The organism is Aquabacter sediminis (assembly GCF_028863665.1).
Classification (GTDB): Bacteria; Pseudomonadota; Alphaproteobacteria; order Rhizobiales; family Xanthobacteraceae; genus L1I39.
Window position 1 is genome coordinate 18,651 of sequence record NZ_JARBFX010000017.1, and the last position, 16,882, is coordinate 35,532.

Annotated in this window: 14 protein-coding genes; 4 read left to right on the top strand and 10 right to left on the bottom strand. The window is 68.6% G+C overall.

Going from position 1 to position 16,882, the window contains the following annotated elements:
* The first annotated feature begins 19 nt into the window (after positions 1-19).
* Positions 20-1,174, top strand: a complete 1,155-nt coding sequence (locus PV781_RS22610; RefSeq protein WP_425532456.1) for a penicillin-binding protein activator — start codon at positions 20-22, stop codon at positions 1,172-1,174.
* 106 nt (positions 1,175-1,280) lie between these two features.
* On the opposite strand, the gene hemW is transcribed toward PV781_RS22610, so the two are convergent.
* The 3 genes from hemW to rph are packed head-to-tail and all read right to left on the bottom strand — an operon-like array spanning position 1,281 to position 3,801.
* Positions 1,281-2,456, bottom strand: a complete 1,176-nt coding sequence (gene hemW / locus PV781_RS22615) for a radical SAM family heme chaperone HemW (protein ID WP_274777885.1) — start codon at positions 2,454-2,456, stop codon at positions 1,281-1,283.
* Positions 2,453-3,088, bottom strand: a complete 636-nt coding sequence (gene rdgB / locus PV781_RS22620) for an RdgB/HAM1 family non-canonical purine NTP pyrophosphatase (RefSeq protein WP_274777886.1) — start codon at positions 3,086-3,088, stop codon at positions 2,453-2,455. The genes hemW and rdgB overlap by 4 nt, the downstream gene beginning before the upstream one ends.
* A complete protein-coding gene (gene rph, locus PV781_RS22625; RefSeq protein WP_209100552.1) occupies positions 3,088-3,801 on the bottom strand; it encodes a ribonuclease PH in 714 nt (237 codons plus the stop codon). Before rph ends, rdgB begins: the two co-directional genes overlap by 1 nt.
* 155 nt (positions 3,802-3,956) lie before the next feature.
* On the opposite strand from rph, the gene PV781_RS22630 reads away from it, so the two are divergent.
* The 3 genes from PV781_RS22630 (at position 3,957) to grpE (ending at position 6,224) form a co-directional block, all read left to right on the top strand.
* Positions 3,957-4,382, top strand: coding sequence for a hypothetical protein (locus tag PV781_RS22630; RefSeq protein ID WP_274777887.1), 426 nt, complete (start codon positions 3,957-3,959; stop codon positions 4,380-4,382).
* Between the two features lie 7 nt (positions 4,383-4,389).
* Entirely contained in the window at positions 4,390-5,499 is a 1,110-nt protein-coding gene (gene hrcA, locus PV781_RS22635) for a heat-inducible transcriptional repressor HrcA (RefSeq protein WP_274777888.1), read from the top strand.
* Between the two features lie 83 nt (positions 5,500-5,582).
* Positions 5,583-6,224 carry a nucleotide exchange factor GrpE gene (gene grpE / locus PV781_RS22640; RefSeq protein ID WP_274777889.1) on the top strand — a complete coding sequence of 214 codons (642 nt, stop codon included), beginning with the start codon at positions 5,583-5,585 and terminating at the stop codon, positions 6,222-6,224.
* Between the two features lie 1,352 nt (positions 6,225-7,576).
* On the opposite strand, the gene recN is transcribed toward grpE, so the two are convergent.
* From recN to PV781_RS22675, 7 genes are all read right to left on the bottom strand, one after another.
* Positions 7,577-9,271, bottom strand: coding sequence for a DNA repair protein RecN (gene recN / locus PV781_RS22645; protein ID WP_274777890.1), 1,695 nt, complete (start codon positions 9,269-9,271; stop codon positions 7,577-7,579).
* Positions 9,272-9,277: 6 nt separating this feature from the next.
* Positions 9,278-10,075: an outer membrane protein assembly factor BamD gene (locus PV781_RS22650; RefSeq protein ID WP_274777933.1), complete on the bottom strand. Its 798-nt coding sequence runs from the start codon at positions 10,073-10,075 to the stop codon at positions 9,278-9,280.
* A gap of 492 nt (positions 10,076-10,567) precedes the next feature.
* The gene (gene lpxC / locus PV781_RS22655) at positions 10,568-11,509 is read right to left on the bottom strand and encodes a UDP-3-O-acyl-N-acetylglucosamine deacetylase (protein WP_274777891.1); all 942 of its coding nucleotides are present in this window, start codon (positions 11,507-11,509) and stop codon (positions 10,568-10,570) included.
* A gap of 303 nt (positions 11,510-11,812) precedes the next feature.
* Positions 11,813-13,531, bottom strand: a complete 1,719-nt coding sequence (gene ftsZ / locus PV781_RS22660) for a cell division protein FtsZ (RefSeq protein ID WP_274777892.1) — start codon at positions 13,529-13,531, stop codon at positions 11,813-11,815.
* A gap of 87 nt (positions 13,532-13,618) precedes the next feature.
* On the bottom strand, positions 13,619-14,908 hold the full coding sequence (gene ftsA, locus PV781_RS22665; RefSeq protein ID WP_274777934.1) for a cell division protein FtsA: 1,290 nt from the start codon (positions 14,906-14,908) through the stop codon (positions 13,619-13,621).
* 32 nt (positions 14,909-14,940) lie between these two features.
* Complete coding sequence (locus PV781_RS22670; protein ID WP_274777893.1) at positions 14,941-15,771, bottom strand: cell division protein FtsQ/DivIB; 831 nt, start codon at positions 15,769-15,771, stop codon at positions 14,941-14,943.
* Positions 15,772-15,869: 98 nt separating this feature from the next.
* Positions 15,870-16,790, bottom strand: coding sequence for a D-alanine--D-alanine ligase (locus tag PV781_RS22675; protein WP_274777894.1), 921 nt, complete (start codon positions 16,788-16,790; stop codon positions 15,870-15,872).
* Between the last annotated feature and the right edge of the window lie 92 nt (positions 16,791-16,882).

The window sequence follows — 16,882 nt, forward strand, 5'->3', positions numbered from 1 at the left end:
TTCCCGCCGCGCCTTCCTCATCCGAACGGCGCAACTGGGCGGCTCAGTGGCGAGCGCCGCGCTGCTGGCGGCCTGCGCCGGCGACATGGGCTCGCCCGTTCCCCCGCCCAGCGCTGCCGAATTGGCGGCTCCCGTCGCCGCCCAGCCCATTTCCTCCGGTCCGCCCGTCGCCCTCATCCTGCCCTTGGGCGCGCAAGGCAATGCGGCGGCGGTGGGCCAATCCATGCGCAATGCGGCGGAACTCGCCTTGGCGGAAACCGGCCAGCCGCCCATCACGTTGCTGGTGAAGGATGACGGCGGCACCGCCCAGGGCGCCCGCGCCGCCGCCGAGGCGGCGGTGAATGAGGGCGCCCGCATCATTCTCGGCCCGCTCTTCGCCCATTCGGTGGGCGCGGCGGGGCAGGTGGCGCGGGCGCGGGGCATTCCCGTCATCGCCTTTTCCACCGACACCAACGTGGCCACCGCCGGCGTCTATCTCTTGAGCTTCCTGCCGCAGAGCGACGTGGACCGCATCATCCGCTATTCCGCCTCCCAGGGCCGGCGCTCCTTCATCGGCCTCATTCCCGACAATGCCTATGGCTCGGTGGCGGAAGGCGCGCTGCAGCAGGCGGCCTCGGCCGCCGGTGGGCGGGTGGTGGCGCTGGAGCGCTATTCCATGGACGCAACGCGCCTCGGCAATGCCGTGCGCAAGGTGGCCGCCGCCGCCGGGCAGGCGGATGCGGTCTTCATTCCCGACACCGCCGACAATGTGCCCCAGGTGGTGCAGCAACTGGCCGCCGCCGGGGTCGACCTGAAGAAGGTGCGCCCGCTGGGCACGGGCCTCTGGGACGATCCGCGCCTGTTCTCCAACCCGCAGATGGACGGCGCCCAATATGCCGGCGCCGATGCCAATGGCTGGCGCTCCTTCTCCCAGCGCTACCGCACCCGCTACGGCACCGATCCCGTGCGCACGGCGACGCTGTCCTATGACGCGGTGTCGCTGGTTTCCGCCATCGTCCGCTCCCAGGGCGCGGAGGGCCTCACGGACGTGACGCTCACCAATCCCTCCGGCTTCAATGGCGTCGACGGCATCTTCCGCTTCCGCCCCGACGGCACCAATGAGCGGGGTCTGGCGGTGATGGAGATCAAGGCGGGCAGCGTCCAGGTGGTGAGCCCGGCGCCGCGCAGCTTCTGAGGGGCGACAGCATGTCCGAGCGACGTGGGAACCGGTTCGCGTGAAGGAAATGCTTTAAAACAAGGAGATAGAGCGTTTCAGCGGTTCGATGAAACGCTGAAGCGCTCTACCCCGCCAGCGCCGCGATCACCGCATTGAGCACCGGGAAGCCAGCTGGGGTCACCGCCAGCCGGTCGCCGTTCCGGCGCACCAGCCCTTCGGACGCCAGGAGCGCGATCTGCCTCTCGTCCAGCGGCCGGCCGGAGAGGCGCGCGTGGCGCTTGAGGTCGATGCCCTCTGACAGGCGCAGGCCCATCAGCAGCATTTCGTCCGCCTGCTCGGCCTGGTCCAAGGTCTCCTGCGAGACCAGGCCATGGCCGTCCCGCTCCACCGCCTCCAGCCACCGCTCGGGCAGGCGCTCGGTGAAGGTGGCCAAGCGGGCGCCCTCGACGGACAGCCGGCCATGGGCGCCAGGGCCGATGCCGGCATAGGTGCCATAGCGCCAATAGACCAGATTGTGCCGCGCTTGCGCGCCCGGCCGGGCGTGGTTGGAAATCTCATAGGCGGGAAGACCCGCCTGCGCCGTGATCTCCTGCGTCACGTCCCACAAAGCGCGGGCATGGTCGTCGTCGGGGATGAGAAGCTTTCCGGCGGAATAGAGCTTCTCATACATGGTGCCCGGCTCGATGGTGAGCTGGTAGAGCGAGAGATGCTCGCAGCCCTCGGCGATGGCGCGTCTGAGCTCTTGCGCCCAGTCCTCCGGTGTCTGGTCCGGGCGGGCATAGATGAGGTCGAACGACACGCGCGGAAAGGCGGCACGGGCGATGGCGACGGCTTTGAGCGCCTCCTCCACCGAATGCATGCGGCCGAGCTTCTTAAGATCCTCCGCCACCAAGGACTGCACGCCCAGCGAGACGCGGTTCACCCCGGCCGCTCGATAGCCGGCAAAGCGTTCCGCCTCCACGCTGGTGGGATTGGCCTCCAGCGTGATTTCTACGTCATCGGTGAGCGGCCAGGCGGCGTTCACCGCCTCCAGGATCGCCACCACCGTTGCCGGCGCCATGAGGGAGGGTGTGCCGCCGCCGAAGAACACGCTCTGCGCCGCCCGCGGGCCGGACAGCGCCCGCATGTGCGCGATCTCCCGCCGGAAGGCGGCGACGAAGCGCGCCTGGTCGGGCGGGGCGTGGCGGACATGGCTGTTGAAGTCGCAATAGGGGCATTTGGCCAGGCAGAAGGGCCAGTGCACATAGACCCCGAAGCCGCCGGCCGTATCCTGCGCGGGGTGAAGGGAGAGCGCGCTCACCCTTCCAGGCACGCCTGCGCCAGCTTGCGGAAGGCCCGCGCGCGATGGGAGAGGCCGAAGCCCAAGGGTGGCATGGAATGCTTCTCCTCGGCCGTCATCTCCGCGAAGGTGCGGTCATGGCCCTCCGGCACGAACATGGGATCGTAGCCGAACCCCTTGGCGCCGCGCACCGGCCAGACCAGCGTGCCCGACACCACGCCCTCGAACTCCTCCAGATGCCCGTCCGGCCACGCGATGCACAGGGCCGAGACGAAGCTGGCCGTGCGCTGCTCGGGCGTGACGGCGCCGCGGGTGATGAGGAGCGCCTGCACATTCTGCATGGCCAGCTCGAAGTCCTTGTCGGGACCGGCCCAGCGGGCGGTGTAGATGCCGGGCTGGCCGCCCAGCACATCCACGCACAGCCCGCTGTCATCGGCGAAGGCGGGCAGGTTTGCCGCATTCGCCGCCGCCACCGCCTTCAGCCGCGCATTCTCGGCGAAGGTCAGGCCGGTCTCCTCCGGCTCGGGCAGGCCGAGCTCGCCGGCCGACACCGCCTCCACGCCGTATGGCTCCAGCAGCATGCGCATTTCGATGAGCTTGCCGGGATTGTGGGTGGCGACCACGAGGCGACCGGTGAGACGGCGGTGGGACATCAGGCGATGGCTTCCTTCTGGAGCGCGACCAGGCGGTCGATGCCGGTGCGGGCGAGACCCAGGAGCGACAGGAGTTCGTCCTGGCTGAAGGGGGTCTTCTCGGCCGTGCCCTGGATCTCCACGATGCCGCCGGTTCCTGTCATGACGAAATTGGCGTCGGTCTCCGCCTTGCTGTCCTCGGCATAGTCGAGGTCAAGCACGGGCGTCCCGTTATAAATGCCGCAGGACACCGCCGCCACATGCTGGCGCAGCGGGATCTCCTTGACCATGGAGCGGGCATGCATCCAGGCAAGGCAGTCATAAAGGGCGATCCAGGCGCCGGTGATGGCGGCGGTGCGCGTGCCGCCATCGGCCTGGAGCACGTCGCAGTCCAGCGTGATCTGGCGCTCGCCGAGGCCGACGAGGTCGGTGACCGTGCGCAGCGAGCGGCCGATCAGGCGCTGGATTTCCTGGGTGCGGCCGGAGGGCTTGCCCTGCGTGACCTCGCGGCGGGTGCGCTCCAGGGTGGCGCGGGGCAGCATGGAATATTCCGCCGTCACCCAGCCCCGGCCCTGGCCCTTCAGCCACGGCGGCAGGCGCTCTTCCAGGGTCGCGGCCACCAGCACATGGGTGTCGCCGAACTTGACGAGGCAGGACCCTTCCGCATGGCGCATCACGCCCCGCTCGAAGGAAACGGGACGCATCTCGTCGGCGGCGCGTCGGCTGGGGCGCATTCGTCTGTCCAATCCGTGGTGAAACCGGGCGCCGGTTGTAGGGGCGGGGAGGCGCGGGAGCAAGGGGGCGGCAAGGGGGAGCCGCGTTTCAGGCATTGAGCACAGCGCAGGGCAGCCATTAGGATGGCGTTCGCACCCTGCGGGAATGGGAGCCGATGTTCGAGCGCAAATGGGTCCGGCGTGTGGTCTTGGTCTATGCATCGGCCGTGCTGCTGGTCGCCATTCTCGCCGTCGGTCGCCAATTGTGGCCGGCGCTGCTTCACGGCGCCATCCTTGGCGGCCCGCGCGGGCACAGGACCTGGATCACCCTTGACGACGATCCCGTCCAGTTCGCCGCAGCGGTCTGCGATGCCATCTTTGTGCTCGGTTTGATCCTTGGCGGCGCGCTGCTCGCTGCCTATCTCCACAAGATCAGTGAAAAGACCTGGAAGGACTGGATCGCCTGGATGGTGCGGCGCCAGCGCCCGCCTCTGGTGGACGACGCCCGCATCCAGCAGGCTCCGCCGGAATTGAATAGCGGGCGGCCCGTCCTCACCCGCCAGCCGCTGGCACCACCGTCCGCACCATCTCCCTGTTCTTGAACCCGGAATGACCGCCGTGCCCCTGAACCCGTTCATTCCCCCAAATTCCGCCGCCCTCGCCCAGCTGGACGAGCGCTCGCGGGAAATCTTCCGCCAGATCGTGGAGAGCTATCTCGCCACCGGCGAACCGGTGGGCTCGCGCAATCTCTCGCGCATCATCCCCATGACGCTCTCCCCCGCCTCCGTGCGCAATGTGATGGCGGACCTGGAGGCGGCCGGGCTCATCTATGCGCCCCACACCAGCGCCGGGCGCCTGCCCACTGACCAGGGCCTGCGCTTCTTCGTGGATGCGCTGCTGGAGATCGGCGACGTCAACGAGCGCGACCGCAAGAGCATCGAGACCCAGGTGGCCGCCGCCGCCAAGGGCTATTCGGTGGAGGGCATCCTCAGCGAGGCGTCCGCACTCCTGTCCGGCCTTTCGCGCGGGGCGGGCGTGGTGACCGCCACCAAGAGCGACCCGCGCCTCAAGCATGTGGAATTCGTGGCCCTCGACCCGCGCCGGGCACTGGTGATCCTGGTGTCCGAGGACGGACAGGTAGAAAACCGCGTCCTGCCCTTGCCGGCGGGCCTGCCCGTCTCTGCGCTGGTGGAGGCGACCAATTTCCTCAATGCCCGGGTGCGCGGCCGCACGCTGGGCGAGGCGCGCACCGAGATGGAGGCGCAGACCGCGCAATTGCGCCGGGAGCTGGACGAGCTCACCGCCCGGGTCGTGGAGGAGGGCTTTGCCTCCTGGTCCGGCGGGGATGCGTCCGAACGCCGCCTCATCGTGCGCGGGCAGGCCAAGCTCCTGGAGGATTTGCGGGCGCTGGAGGACCTGGAGCGCATCCGCCTGCTGTTCGACGATCTGGAGGCGAAAAGCGAGGTGGTGGACCTGCTGGGCCGGGCGGAAGAGGCGCAATCCATGCGCATTTTCATCGGTTCGGAGAACAAATTGTTCTCGCTGTCGGGCTCCTCCACCATCGTCGCGCCCTATCGCGACGGGCAGGGCCGGGTGGTGGGCGTGCTGGGCGTCATTGGCCCGACGCGGCTCAATTATGGCCGCATCGTCCCCATGGTGGACTTCACCGCGCGGGTGGTCAGCCGCATTCTGGGGGCGCCCGGGTCCGACTCCGCTTGATTTTTGCCACCGCGATGCCGATATGCGGTTGAAATGGAGGCCGGCCCCGGCGGGCTGGCATGTGACGTGACGAGGACAGCGTGATGAGCGAGCAGGGTGGCGCGAGCGACAACAATCGCACCAATCCGGCTGCGGACCCGGAAATTGCCGACATGCAGGAACTGGCATCCGCGGCCGCCGACGGTTTCCATGCCGAGCGCGAGCGTCTGGCGGCCGAGGTCGCGGCTTTCAAGGACAAGTATCTGCGCGCCTTCGCCGAGGCGGAAAATATCCGCCGCCGCGCCGAGCGCGAGATTGCCGACGCCAAGACCTATGGCGTGACCTCCTTCGCCCGCGACGTGCTGAACGTGGCTGACGATCTCGCCCGGGCGCTCGGCGCGGTGGAGGCGGACGTAAAGGAGAAGGCCGAGGGCGGCGTGAAGTCGCTCTTGGACGGCCTCGAACTCACCGAGCGCAGCCTCCTGAAAGCGCTGGAAAAGTATGGCGTGCGCCGGATCGAGCCCAAGGGGCAGCGGTTCGACCCCCATCTCCACCAGGCCATGTTCGAGATCCCCGACGAGACCGTCCCCTCCGGCACGGTGCTCCAGGTGGTGCAGGCCGGCTATGTCATCGGCGACCGCGTCCTGCGCCCCGCCATGGTGGGCGTCTCCCGCGGCGGCCCCAAGCCGCCCCGCGAGGAGAAGGCCGACGCCAAGGGTGATGCGGGCGAGGCCGGCGAGGCCTGAGCCTTCCTGGATTCTGGATGGTGTGCGACGGCCGGGCTTCGCCCGGCCGTTTGCGTTCGGGGGAGCGTTCTGGCCATTTCCCCCGCCCGGCCCCCTTCCCCCCATTTCCCCCTCCCCAGCCCTCCCCCGCTCCGCGGGAGAGGGGGCTTGTGGCGCCGGGGGAAGGTCGGGCTGACGGACGCCGAGGCTGAGCAGAGCCACCGCTCCGACCGGGCGCACGAAAGTCCCCTCTCCCGCGAAGCGGGGGAGGGTTAGGGAGGGGGCAAGGTCGGCCCCAACATCCGTTTATAAGAAATATATCCTAGATCATATTCCTATTCTCGCGAGGGTCTGCTATGGTGGTCTCACCTGGCACCAAGGAGGGGCGCGTCCGGAGCGGCCTGACGGGTGGTGTCGGGGGCGGGTGTCCGACGGGACGGGGAGTAACGCACCTCGCGCCCGTTAGCAGAGGAGGCTGAAGGCCCAGGCGCACCGATCCGGTTCTGGTTCGGCCGGTGCTGATGGGAGAACCTGTTGCCCACGCGGCGCAGGGCCGAGGCCATAAATCCCCGCGCGGGAGCGGACGGAGCCCGGCTCCGACGTCTAACCCAATTTACCCCTGGCGCGCCGCCGCGCGCCGGCCGCTCCCGCATCCCTCCACCTCGCCTCTGGCGGGGATGTTGGTGCTGGGGGCGTCAGAGGGGCGCGCAGGCTGTTGGCGTTGGGTCTTTGCCCCCTCCCCAACCCTCCCCCGCTTTGCGGGAGAGGGGGGCCTGTGGCGCTGGGGGAGAGGTCCGGATAACTGCCGCCATGACGGGCAAACCCCCGCCCTGACCGGGCGCACCAAAGTCCCCTCTCCCGCAAAGCGGGGGAGGGTTAGGGAGGGGGGCCTGTCGCGCCGGGGAGAGGCCCAGTTTAGGGAGGCCGGCGCAGACCAGAACCACCACCCCGCCCAGGCGCACGAAAATCCCCTCTCCCGCAAGGCGGGGGAGGGTTAGGGAGGGGGAAAGGGCGGGGGAGGGTTAGGGAGGGGGACAGGCGGGTGACGTTGAGAACAAAAGTCAGGCGCGCTCGGTCAAAGGTCGCCGGCTGGTGAGCCCCCGGCACGAAGACCATTAAAGCTGTTTGAAATGTAGCATTCAGCGCAGACCGGCCAAGGAAATGCCCGGCCGGACGATCAGGCGGGCGCGCCCTATTCGGCCGTCATGCCCGGGCCAATCCCGGGCGTGACGTCTCACGGGACGGAAAGGGTCTGCGCATCCTGACTGTGGACGGGCTCTGAGAGTCCGATCCTTCGGATCGCGCGGAGGGGAGCGCAATACCACTCTCTATCTCTTTGAAAAGGCGCGGATTCGATAGGCTCGGAGCCGCCTCTAGCCCTGCGCCCCCAACAGCCGCTGCGCCGCGGCGCGGGCTTCGTCGGTGATGTCGGCACCCGCCAGCATGCGGGCGATCTCCTCCCGCCGGCTCGGGCTGTCGAGGCGGGTGACGCGGGTGGCCACCGGCGCATCGCGGCTGGCCTTGGCGCCCTTGGCCTGGTCGTGCCCCTTGGTGATAAGCAGATGATGGCCGGCGCGGGCCGCCACCTGCGGCGCATGGGTCACCGCCAGCACCTGGACGCGGCCGGCCAGGCGCGCGAGGCGCTGGCCTATGGCATCGGCAACCGCGCCGCCGACACCGGTGTCGATCTCGTCGAAAATGAGGGTGGGGGCTGATCCGCGATCGGCCAGCACTACCTTGAGGGCCAGGAGAAAGCGCGCCAGTTCGCCGCCGGAGGCCACCTTCATCATGGGGCCGGGACGGGTGCCGGGATTGGTGCGCACCCAGAATTCCACCCGGTCATAGCCATCGGGACCGGGCGTCTGCGTCTCCGCCTGCACCTCCACGGAGAAGGTGGCCCGCTCCAGCTTCAGCGGCGGCAATTCGGCATTTACCGCCTCGCCCAATTGCTTCGCTGTGGCCTGGCGGGCCTTGGAGAGCCGGGCGGCGGCGGTGCGGAAGGCGGCTTCCGTCTCAGCCACCGCCTTCTCCAACTGCCCGAGCCGGGCCGCGCCCCGGTCGAGGGCCGCGAGTTGGGCGGAAAAGCGCTCGGCAACACCCGGCAGGTCCTCGATGGTGCTGCCATATTTGCGGGCGGCGGCGCGCAGCGCGAACAGCCGCTCCTCGATGCGTTCCAGTTCGCGCGGATCGAAATCCGCGTCGGCGAGGGCGGCTTCCAGATGGGCCCGGGCGGTCTCCAGCTGGTCCAGCGCCTGGTCGATGGCCTCCACCGCCGGGCGCACCAGCTCCTGCGCCTCGCCCGCCCGCCGCTCCAGCCGCCGCACGGCGGCCGCGAGGCCCGAAATGGGCGAGCCGGGGCCGCCCACCGCCTCCAGCGCATCGGACAGGTCCGCCGCCATCTTTTCCGAGCGCATCATATGGGTGCGCCGCGCGGAGAGGGCTGCCTCCTCGCCCGCCTCGGGGCCGAGCGTGGTCAATTCCTCCACCGCATGGCGGATATAGTCGGCATCGCGGGCCGCCGCCTCCAGCCGTGCCCGCTCGGCCTCCGCCTCCTCGCTGGTCTCCCGCCAGGCGCGCCAGAGCCGGCCCACCTCGGCCGCGGCGGGCGCCAGTCCGCCAAAGGCATCCAGCAGCGCGCGGTGGCTCGCGGGCTCCACCAAAGCGCGGTCCGCATGCTGGCCATGCAGTTCCACCAGCAGGGTGCCGAGCACCCGCAAGGTCTGCACGCTCACCGGCTGCTCGTTGATGCTGGCGCGGGTGCGCCCGTCGGCCATCTGCACCCGGCGGATGACAATCTCGCCCTCGTCGGCCGGAATCTCCGCCTCCGCCAGCAAGGCGCGGGCGGGATGGTCGAGCGGCAGGTCGAAGACGGCGGTGACCTGTCCCTTGCTCTCGCCATGGCGCACGAGGCCGCCATCGCCCCGGCCTCCGAGGGCCAAGGAGAGCGAATCCAGCAGGATGGATTTGCCGGCGCCGGTCTCGCCGGTCAGGACGGTGAGGCCGTCCGACAGGACAAGATCAAGCTTCTCGATCAGAACGATGTCCCGGATCGAGAGAGAGGAAAGCATGGCAGGTCAGCCGAGGCCCATCTTCTTGAATGCCTGGCTGATCCAGGAACCCTTGTTCTCCTGCGGCTGCACGCCGCCGGCCTGGACCAGCTTGTAGGCGTCCTTGTACCACGGACTGTCCGGGAAATTGTAGCCCAGAACCGCAGCTGCCGTCTGGGCCTCGTTGACGATGCCCATGGCCATGTAGGCCTCGGTGAGGCGGAACAGCGCCTCTTCCACCTGGCGGGTGGTCTGGTATTGAGTCACCACCACCTTGAAGCGGTTGATGGCGCCCACATAGTTGCGCTGCTCGAGGTAATAGCGCCCGACCACCATCTCCTTGCCGGCCAGCTGGTCGCGCGCCACCTCCACCTTCTTGCGGGCGGCGGCAGCATATTCGGTGTTGGGATACTTGCGAATCACGTCCTCCAGCGCGTCCAGCGCCTGCCGTGTGGCGCGCTGGTCGCGGGTGACGTCGGGGATGTTGTCGAAATAGGCCGAGGCCACCAGGTAAGAGGCATAGGCCGCGTCTGCCGAGCCGGGATGGAGCGTCAGGTAGCGCTTCCCGGCCGAGATCGCCTCATCGTACTTGCCCGCCTCGTAATAGACATAGGTGTCCATCAGGAGCGCCTTGCGGGCCCATTCGGAATAGGGATGGGTCTTGTCCAGGTCCTCGAAGCGCTTGGCCGCACCCGCGAGGTCGCCCTTATTCATGAGGGTCAGGCCCTCATTGTAGATCTTCTCCGCCGGCTCATCGGGGGGAATGATCTCGTCCTTGTTGCTGGCGCAGGCCGAAAGGCTGGCCGCCACCAGGAGGGCGCCCATTAGGCCGAAGGCGCGCTGGCTAACGTTACGAAGGTGCAGGGTGCGCAGGGAGGCGGCGTCGAAGAACAGGCGCATCACGTGAAGATCCAATCCCAATCGCTGGCTGCCGTCCGGCGCGCGAACCCTGCTTGGGGCCGCCGGGTGGTCCGCCTCAAAATCGAGCCGGCCCAGACCCCGCCAGGCTGGCGGCCGAGCCGTCTCTCACCCCATCCAGAACCCGCAACCCGGGCGCACCCGCCAGGGGTCCGACCAGCCCGCAGTCCAGATGCGCGCGGCGACACAGCTCAGCTGTCCCACACGCCTCGCACATCTAGCCCGCTAACGGGGCTTTCGGACGGCATTGTGGCGCCCATCCATGAAGAGAAGGCAAATACGCGGGAATCCGCCGCCGCGAAAGTCCACTGTGGGTGCCGAAACGCAAAACCGGCCGGAACCTGGAGAGGTCCGGCCGGTCGATGCAAATCGTGCCCCTTGGGAAAACGCGATCGGCGATCAAAGCTCGGGGGCGAAAGCCAGGACCGGGCTGCCAATGGCCAGCTCCGCGCCCTCGCGGCGGCTGCGGGCGGGGGCCTCGACGATGGCAAAGGCGGAGCGGTCAGCCAGCAGGGCGTCCACCACCTGGAAGTTCAGCTTGTGACCGCCGCGGAAGGAGCGGTAGCGCGCCAGCAGGGGCAGGCCGGCCAGGGTGAGGTCGCCCACTGCGTCCATGGCCTTGTGACGCACGAACTCGTCGGAGAAGCGCAGGCCGTCCTCGTTCAGGATGCCGTCGTCGCCGACGCAGACGGTGTTGTCCAGCGAGGCGCCGCGGGCATAGCCGGCGGCACGCAGGCGCTCCACATCCTTCAGAAAGCCGAAGGTGCGGGCGGCGGCCAAATCCTTGCGGAACACGGCAGGGGTGAGATTGGCGGCGAAACGCTGGCGGCCGATGAGCGCGTTGGCGAACTCGATCTCCACTTCGAGGCGGAAGCCCGCATCATAGGGGAGCAGCTCGCCGAACGAGGCGCCAGCCTCGACCCGGATGGGCTTCAGCACCTTGAGATATTTGCGGCGGGCGGGAAGCTCCACCATTCCGGCCCGCTCGATGGCATCCACGAAGCGGGCGGCGCTGCCGTCCAGGATCGGGACTTCGGGCCCGTCGATCTCAATCACGGCATTGTCGACGCCGAGGCCTGTAAGGGCGGCAAGGGCGTGCTCGACGGTGGAGACGAGGATGCCGGTCTTGTCGCCCAGCACGGTGGCCAATTCGGTGGCCTGCACGGACTGGCGGGAGACGGCGACCTTGCGGGGAGCCTGATCGGCGAAGGTGCGGACGAAGACGAGACCGGTGTCACTGGGGGCGGGCTTGAGGGTCAAGGTGGCCTCGATGCCGCCGTGCACGCCCACGCCCTTGAGCATGGCCTCTCCGGCCAGGGTCGTCTGCATCTCGCGAGCCATTCCGCCTCGGAAGCCGCCGCGGCCTTCGCCGTCGCACTTCCGCCCCTAAAGTTTCACCGCACCATCCCAAATCCGCCGTGCTTGATGGGTGTCATCCCACCGGATGTGATCCCTGCCGGCGAACTGATCGGTTCGAGGGTGAACCTAGTCGCCTTGTTGCGTCGCGCCAAATCACGCTTGCTTACCGGCTGTTACCGACGCAGAAACTTCGTTTATTTTTAGTTATCAAACACTTGCGCCCGGATGTTCGTCCGGGCGCAAGGGCCTTGTTACAGGCCGCGTGAGCGAATCGCTGCAGTGCGGTCAGTTGGCCTGGCGACGCAGGAAGGCCGGGATCTCCAGCTGGTCGTCGTCATGGCCGGCCTGGGGCGCGTGGCGTGTGGGTACCTCCGCCGCCGGGCGGGTCGGGGGGCGCTTGGCGAACTCGGAGACCGGGTCGCCGGGACGGCCGGCCGGACGCTGGGCGGTGCGGGGATCCGGGCCGCGCATGCTGGGCTGGTCACGACGGGGCGCCTGCTGCGGGGCCGGCGCCGGCTCCTCCTCACGGCGGCCAATGCCCACATGAGCGAGGCGCTGCAGCAGCGTCATGCGCTTCTGCTCCACCGGCGGCTCGCCGCGCTGGGCGCGGATCTGGTTCTGGGCGGGCATGGGCAACTCGTCCACGCGGGGCATGCGGGGCGCGCGCGGCCGCTGGGCCTGCGGGGGGATGTAAGGCGCAAACTCGTCTTCCACCGGGGCCGGTGGAGGCGGAGCCTGCGGCTCAGGTTCGGCGAAAAAAGAGGGCTTCGGCGCCGCCGCGCGGATGGTCACGTCGTCAATGGCGACGGCCTGCTGGGGCGCGGGCTCGGGAGCCATCGGCCGCTGGGTGGTGGGGGCGGGCGCGGAGGCGGCGAGGCTGTCGAGGGCCATCAGGTCCTCGGCCGAGATCGACGCCACTGCGTTGCGGATCTGGGTTTCGCGGGCGGCTTCCACCGCGGCGCGACCGGCATTGGACATCTTCCGGCCCTGCAGGTCAGGGCTGCTCTCGCCGCGATACTGGATCTGCTCGGGGATGACAGCCGGGTCGATGCCGGTGGCCACCACGGACACGCGGATGATGCCGTCCAGCGACTGGTCAAAGGTGGCGCCCAGGATGATGTTGGCGTCGGGGTCCACTTCCTCGCGGATGCGGGTCGCCGCCTCGTCCACCTCGAACAGCGTCATGTCGTTGCCGCCGGTGATGGAGATGAGCAGCCCGCCGGCGCCGCGCATGGAGGTCTCGTCCAGGAGCGGATTGGCGATGGCCGCCTCGGCCGCCTGGATGGCGCGCTTGTCGCCGGAGGCTTCGCCCGTGCCCATCATCGCCTTGCCCATGTCGCGCATCACGGCGCGCACGTCGGCGAAGTCGAGGTTGATGAGGCCTTCCTTCACCATCAGGTCCGTGATGCAGGCCACGCCCGAATAGAGCACCTGGTCCGCCATGGCGAAGGCGTCGGCGAAGGTGGTCTTCTCGTTGGCGACGCGGAACAGGTTCTGATTCGGGATGACGATCAGCGTGTCGACGGTCTTCTGAAGCTCGTTGATGCCGTGCTCGGCGACGCGCATGCGGCGCTGGCCCTCGAAGTGGAAGGGCTTGGTCACCACACCCACCGTCAGGATGCCGAGCTCGCGGGCGGCCCGGGCGACGACGGGGGCGGCGCCGGTGCCGGTGCCACCGCCCATGCCGGCGGTGATGAAGACCATGTGGGAGCCGGACAGGTGGTCGCGGATCTCGTCGATCACCTCTTCAGCCGCCGCGCGGCCGACTTCCGGCTGCGAACCCGCGCCCAGACCTTCGGTCACGGCGACGCCCATCTGCACCAGGCGCTCGGCCTTGGAGAGGGACAGGGCCTGCGCATCGGTGTTGGCCACCACGAACTCGACGCCGGTAAGACCGGCGGTGATCATGTTGTTCACCGCGTTGCCGCCGGCGCCACCGCAGCCGAACACGGTGATCCTGGGCCGCAACTCCCGAATGTCGGGCATCTGAAGGTTGATCGACATTTTCTCACTCCGTCGCGCCCGAAGCGCCGTGCCGCCGTCCGAATCCGAGGCTCGCCGAACAGTTAAGGCGAATCTCGTTAACCATCTCTAAAAGCTGTCCCTCAGCCAGCGTCCAACGCGGCCGAAATAGGTGCCCCCGTCCGCGCCCACCGCCTGCCGGCGCCGCGGCTCGAAATGCTCGAGCCCCGCCACCTGGGGATAGACCATCAGGCCCGCCGCCACCGCGAAGGCGGCGCCACGCGCCGCTTCCGGCAGCCGGGAGACGCCGAGGGGACGTCCGATTCTGACCTGAGGACCGATGATTCGTCCCATCAGATCTGCAAGTCCCTGCAATTGTGCGGCTCCGCCCGTGAGAACAAGCCGCCGTCCCGCGTCGCCTGCATGCCCAGAGGCCTTCAGGCGATCGCGAATCAGTTCCACGATCTCTTCCGCCCGTGGCTTCACGATGGTCACGAGCCGTGCCTTGGGCACCATGTTGGGCTGGTCGCGCTCATCGCCCGAAAGCGGGGGAATGGTCAGCATGTCGTGGTCGTCGGAGGACACCGCGACGACGGCGCCGTGCAGGCATTTCAGACGCTCGGCATCGGCGAGGCGGGCGGGCAGGCCGCGCGCCACGTCGTTCGTGATGTGCTGGCCGCCCACTGCGATCCCGTCCACATAGATGCAGTGGCCGCCGGACACGATGGAGAAAGTGGTGGTGCCGGCGCCCATGTCGACGAGCGTGACGCCCAGCTCCATCTCATCGTCGGTGAGCGAGGAGAGGGCTGCGGCATAAGGCGCGGCCACCATGGCCTCGATGCCCAGATGGCAGCGCTCCACGCAGAGCACGAGATTCTTCAAGGAGGTCAGGTCGCCCGTGACCACGTGCATGTCGACGCCGAGCTCACGGCCCAGCATGCCGCACGGCTCGCCGATGCCGGCGCGCCCGTCCAGCGAATAGCCCACGGGCAGCGCGTGCATCACCGCCCGGCCGTCGCCCACCGCATAGGTGGACGCGGCTTCCAGAACGCGGCGGATGTCAAACTCCTCCACCGCTGGCGAGGTCAGGCGCACCGCCGCCTCGTAATGCTGGGAGGCGAGGCGGGCTCCGGAGACACCGAGAATCACCGAGGCGATCTGCACGCCCGACGCGCGCTCCGCCATGTCCACGGCTTGGCGGATGGCCATTTCGGCGCGCGCCATGTCGACGATGGCGCCGCCCTTCACGCCATGGGCGCGGGTGTGGCCGATGCCGAGCACGTCGATGGAATGGGTGCGCCGGCGCAGCACGTCGGAGGCGCCGCGGGGCTTCAGCCGCGCGATGGCGCAGACGATCTTGCTGGTACCGATGTCGAGGACCGCGATGATGCCGCTCTTCTTGGGGGCGATCGGGCGCATTTTCGGCGCGAAACCCTGAGCCAGACGATGTCTCACGCCGGTCCTCCCTTCTTCGCCTTGGCCTTGGCTTTCAGCATCTGATTGCGGGCTTCCGCCGCCGCGTCAGACAGGCGCACCACCACCCGGTCGGGCAGGCGCAAGTCGACGATGGTGATGTCGCGGGTCAAAAGCCGCTTGTCCCGGTCGAGGTCGGCAAGCTGGAGAAGGGCCTTGTCCAGGCCCTCCTCAGGCAGGCGCACGTCGATGCCGTTGCGCAGTTTCAGTGTCCAGCGCCGGTCCGCCACCAGGATGGCGGCGCGCACCTGGTCGCGCAGCGCCGGCACCCGGGCGAGGGATTCGACAATCTCCACCACGCGCTTTTCGGCTCCTTCGCCCACCACGATGGGCAGGTTCACGTAGCGCGGATCATCCGAATAGGGCGCGATGGGCATGCCGTCGCGGGCGATCACCTTGATCTGTCCATTGATCTGCCAGAGCGCATAGGCCTCGCGTTCCACGATCGCGATGTCGATACGGTCGGGATAGATCTTGCGCACCGAGGCGCTGGCGATCCAGGGCAGGGATTCCAGTTCGGCGCGGGTGGCGTCCGCGTCGACGAACAGGATGGATGTGGTGGGCTTGATGCCGGCGGTGGCCAGGATCTCCTGGGGGGTCACGTGATTCTGGCCGGACAGATTGACCTGCTTGACCTTGAAGCCGGCCACGTTCGCCGCCGCGTCGCCGATATCCACCACGAATTCTCGGGCTTCCTCCACATGGCCGCCCAGCACCACGCCATAGGCGGTGAAGCCGCCGATGACGAGGGTCGCGAGCAGGCTCGCGCCGCGCCGGCCGAGCCGGGAGGAGGAGAGGCGCACCGTCATGCGCCGCAGGAAGAGAGCCGTGCGGCTGGCAGGTGCCGGTTCGCGGACTGGGGCCGGACGTGCCGGCCGGCGGGTCGGTGCGTCGGCGCGGGGGCCGCTCACCGGTCCAGGGACGCGTCCTCGACCATCCATGTCACAAGCTCGCTGAACGTATGGCCCGCATGGACCGCCAAATCGGGCACAAGGGAGGTTTCCGTCATGCCGGGCTGGGTGTTCACCTCCAGGCAGACCAGCCCGCTCGCATCGCCGGTGCGATCATCGAAGCGGAAGTCCGCGCGGGAGACGCCCCGGCATCCCAGCGCCTTGTGCGCCTTCAATGTAAGTATCCGCACTTGTTGGTAAATTTCAGGTAAAATCCGAGCCGGAAGAATGTGCTGCGAGCCGCCGGGCGCATATTTGGATTCATAATCGTAGAAGGCCTGGGTGGATTCGATCTCGATCACCCCCAGCGCCTCGTCGCCCATCACCGCGCAGGTCAGCTCCATGCCGGGGATGAAGCGTTCCGCCAGCAGCATTTCGCCGTGCTTCCAGTCGGGCCGGAACAGCTCCTGGGGCGGGTGCTCCTGGCCCTCGCGCACGATGAAGACGCCGACGCTGGAACCTTCCGCCACGGGTTTCAGCACATAAGGCGGCTCCATCACATGGGCCTTGGCGGCCTCGGCGCGGGAGACCACGCGGCCGGCGGCGACAGGTACGCCGGCCGCCGCCATCACGATCTTGGCCTGGGCCTTGTCCATGGCGAGGGCGGAGGCGAGCACGCCGGAATGGGAATAGGGAATGCGCAGGATTTCCAGGATGCCTTGGATGGTGCCGTCCTCGCCCGGGCGGCCGTGCAGCACGTTGAGGGCGACATCGGGCTTCAGGCGGGCCAGTTCCTCGGCGACATCGCGCTTCACGTCCACGCGGGTGACCTTGTAGCCGGCGCCTTCCAGCGCCTTGGCGCAGGCTTCGCCGGAGCGCAGGGAGACCTCACGCTCGGCGGACCATCCGCCCATCAGAACCGCCACATGCTTCGCCATGATCGCCCTTCGAATCACCCCCGCGCCGCGTCTCTGGTGCGGAACGGAGTCCACGAGTCGCGGCAGGTCGGGCGCCATTAGAGCGGAGCGCT

Bases quoted from the DNA above. Each gene is read 5' to 3' on its own strand.
- rdgB (WP_274777886.1), bottom strand. From the start codon at position 3,088: ATGTCCCACCGCCGTCTCACCGGTCGCCTCGTGGTCGCCACCCACAAT.
- rph (WP_209100552.1), bottom strand. From the start codon at position 3,801: ATGCGCCCCAGCCGACGCGCCGCCGACGAGATGCGTCCCGTTTCCTTC.
- PV781_RS22630 (WP_274777887.1), top strand. From the start codon at position 3,957: ATGTTCGAGCGCAAATGGGTCCGGCGTGTGGTCTTGGTCTATGCATCG.
- hrcA (WP_274777888.1), top strand. From the start codon at position 4,390: ATGACCGCCGTGCCCCTGAACCCGTTCATTCCCCCAAATTCCGCCGCC.
- grpE (WP_274777889.1), top strand. From the start codon at position 5,583: ATGAGCGAGCAGGGTGGCGCGAGCGACAACAATCGCACCAATCCGGCT.
- recN (WP_274777890.1), bottom strand. From the start codon at position 9,271: ATGCTTTCCTCTCTCTCGATCCGGGACATCGTTCTGATCGAGAAGCTT.
- PV781_RS22650 (WP_274777933.1), bottom strand. From the start codon at position 10,075: ATGGGCGCCCTCCTGGTGGCGGCCAGCCTTTCGGCCTGCGCCAGCAAC.
- lpxC (WP_274777891.1), bottom strand. From the start codon at position 11,509: ATGGCTCGCGAGATGCAGACGACCCTGGCCGGAGAGGCCATGCTCAAG.
- ftsZ (WP_274777892.1), bottom strand. From the start codon at position 13,531: ATGTCGATCAACCTTCAGATGCCCGACATTCGGGAGTTGCGGCCCAGG.
- ftsA (WP_274777934.1), bottom strand. From the start codon at position 14,908: ATGCGCCCGATCGCCCCCAAGAAGAGCGGCATCATCGCGGTCCTCGAC.
- PV781_RS22670 (WP_274777893.1), bottom strand. From the start codon at position 15,771: ATGACGGTGCGCCTCTCCTCCTCCCGGCTCGGCCGGCGCGGCGCGAGC.
- PV781_RS22675 (WP_274777894.1), bottom strand. From the start codon at position 16,790: ATGGCGAAGCATGTGGCGGTTCTGATGGGCGGATGGTCCGCCGAGCGT.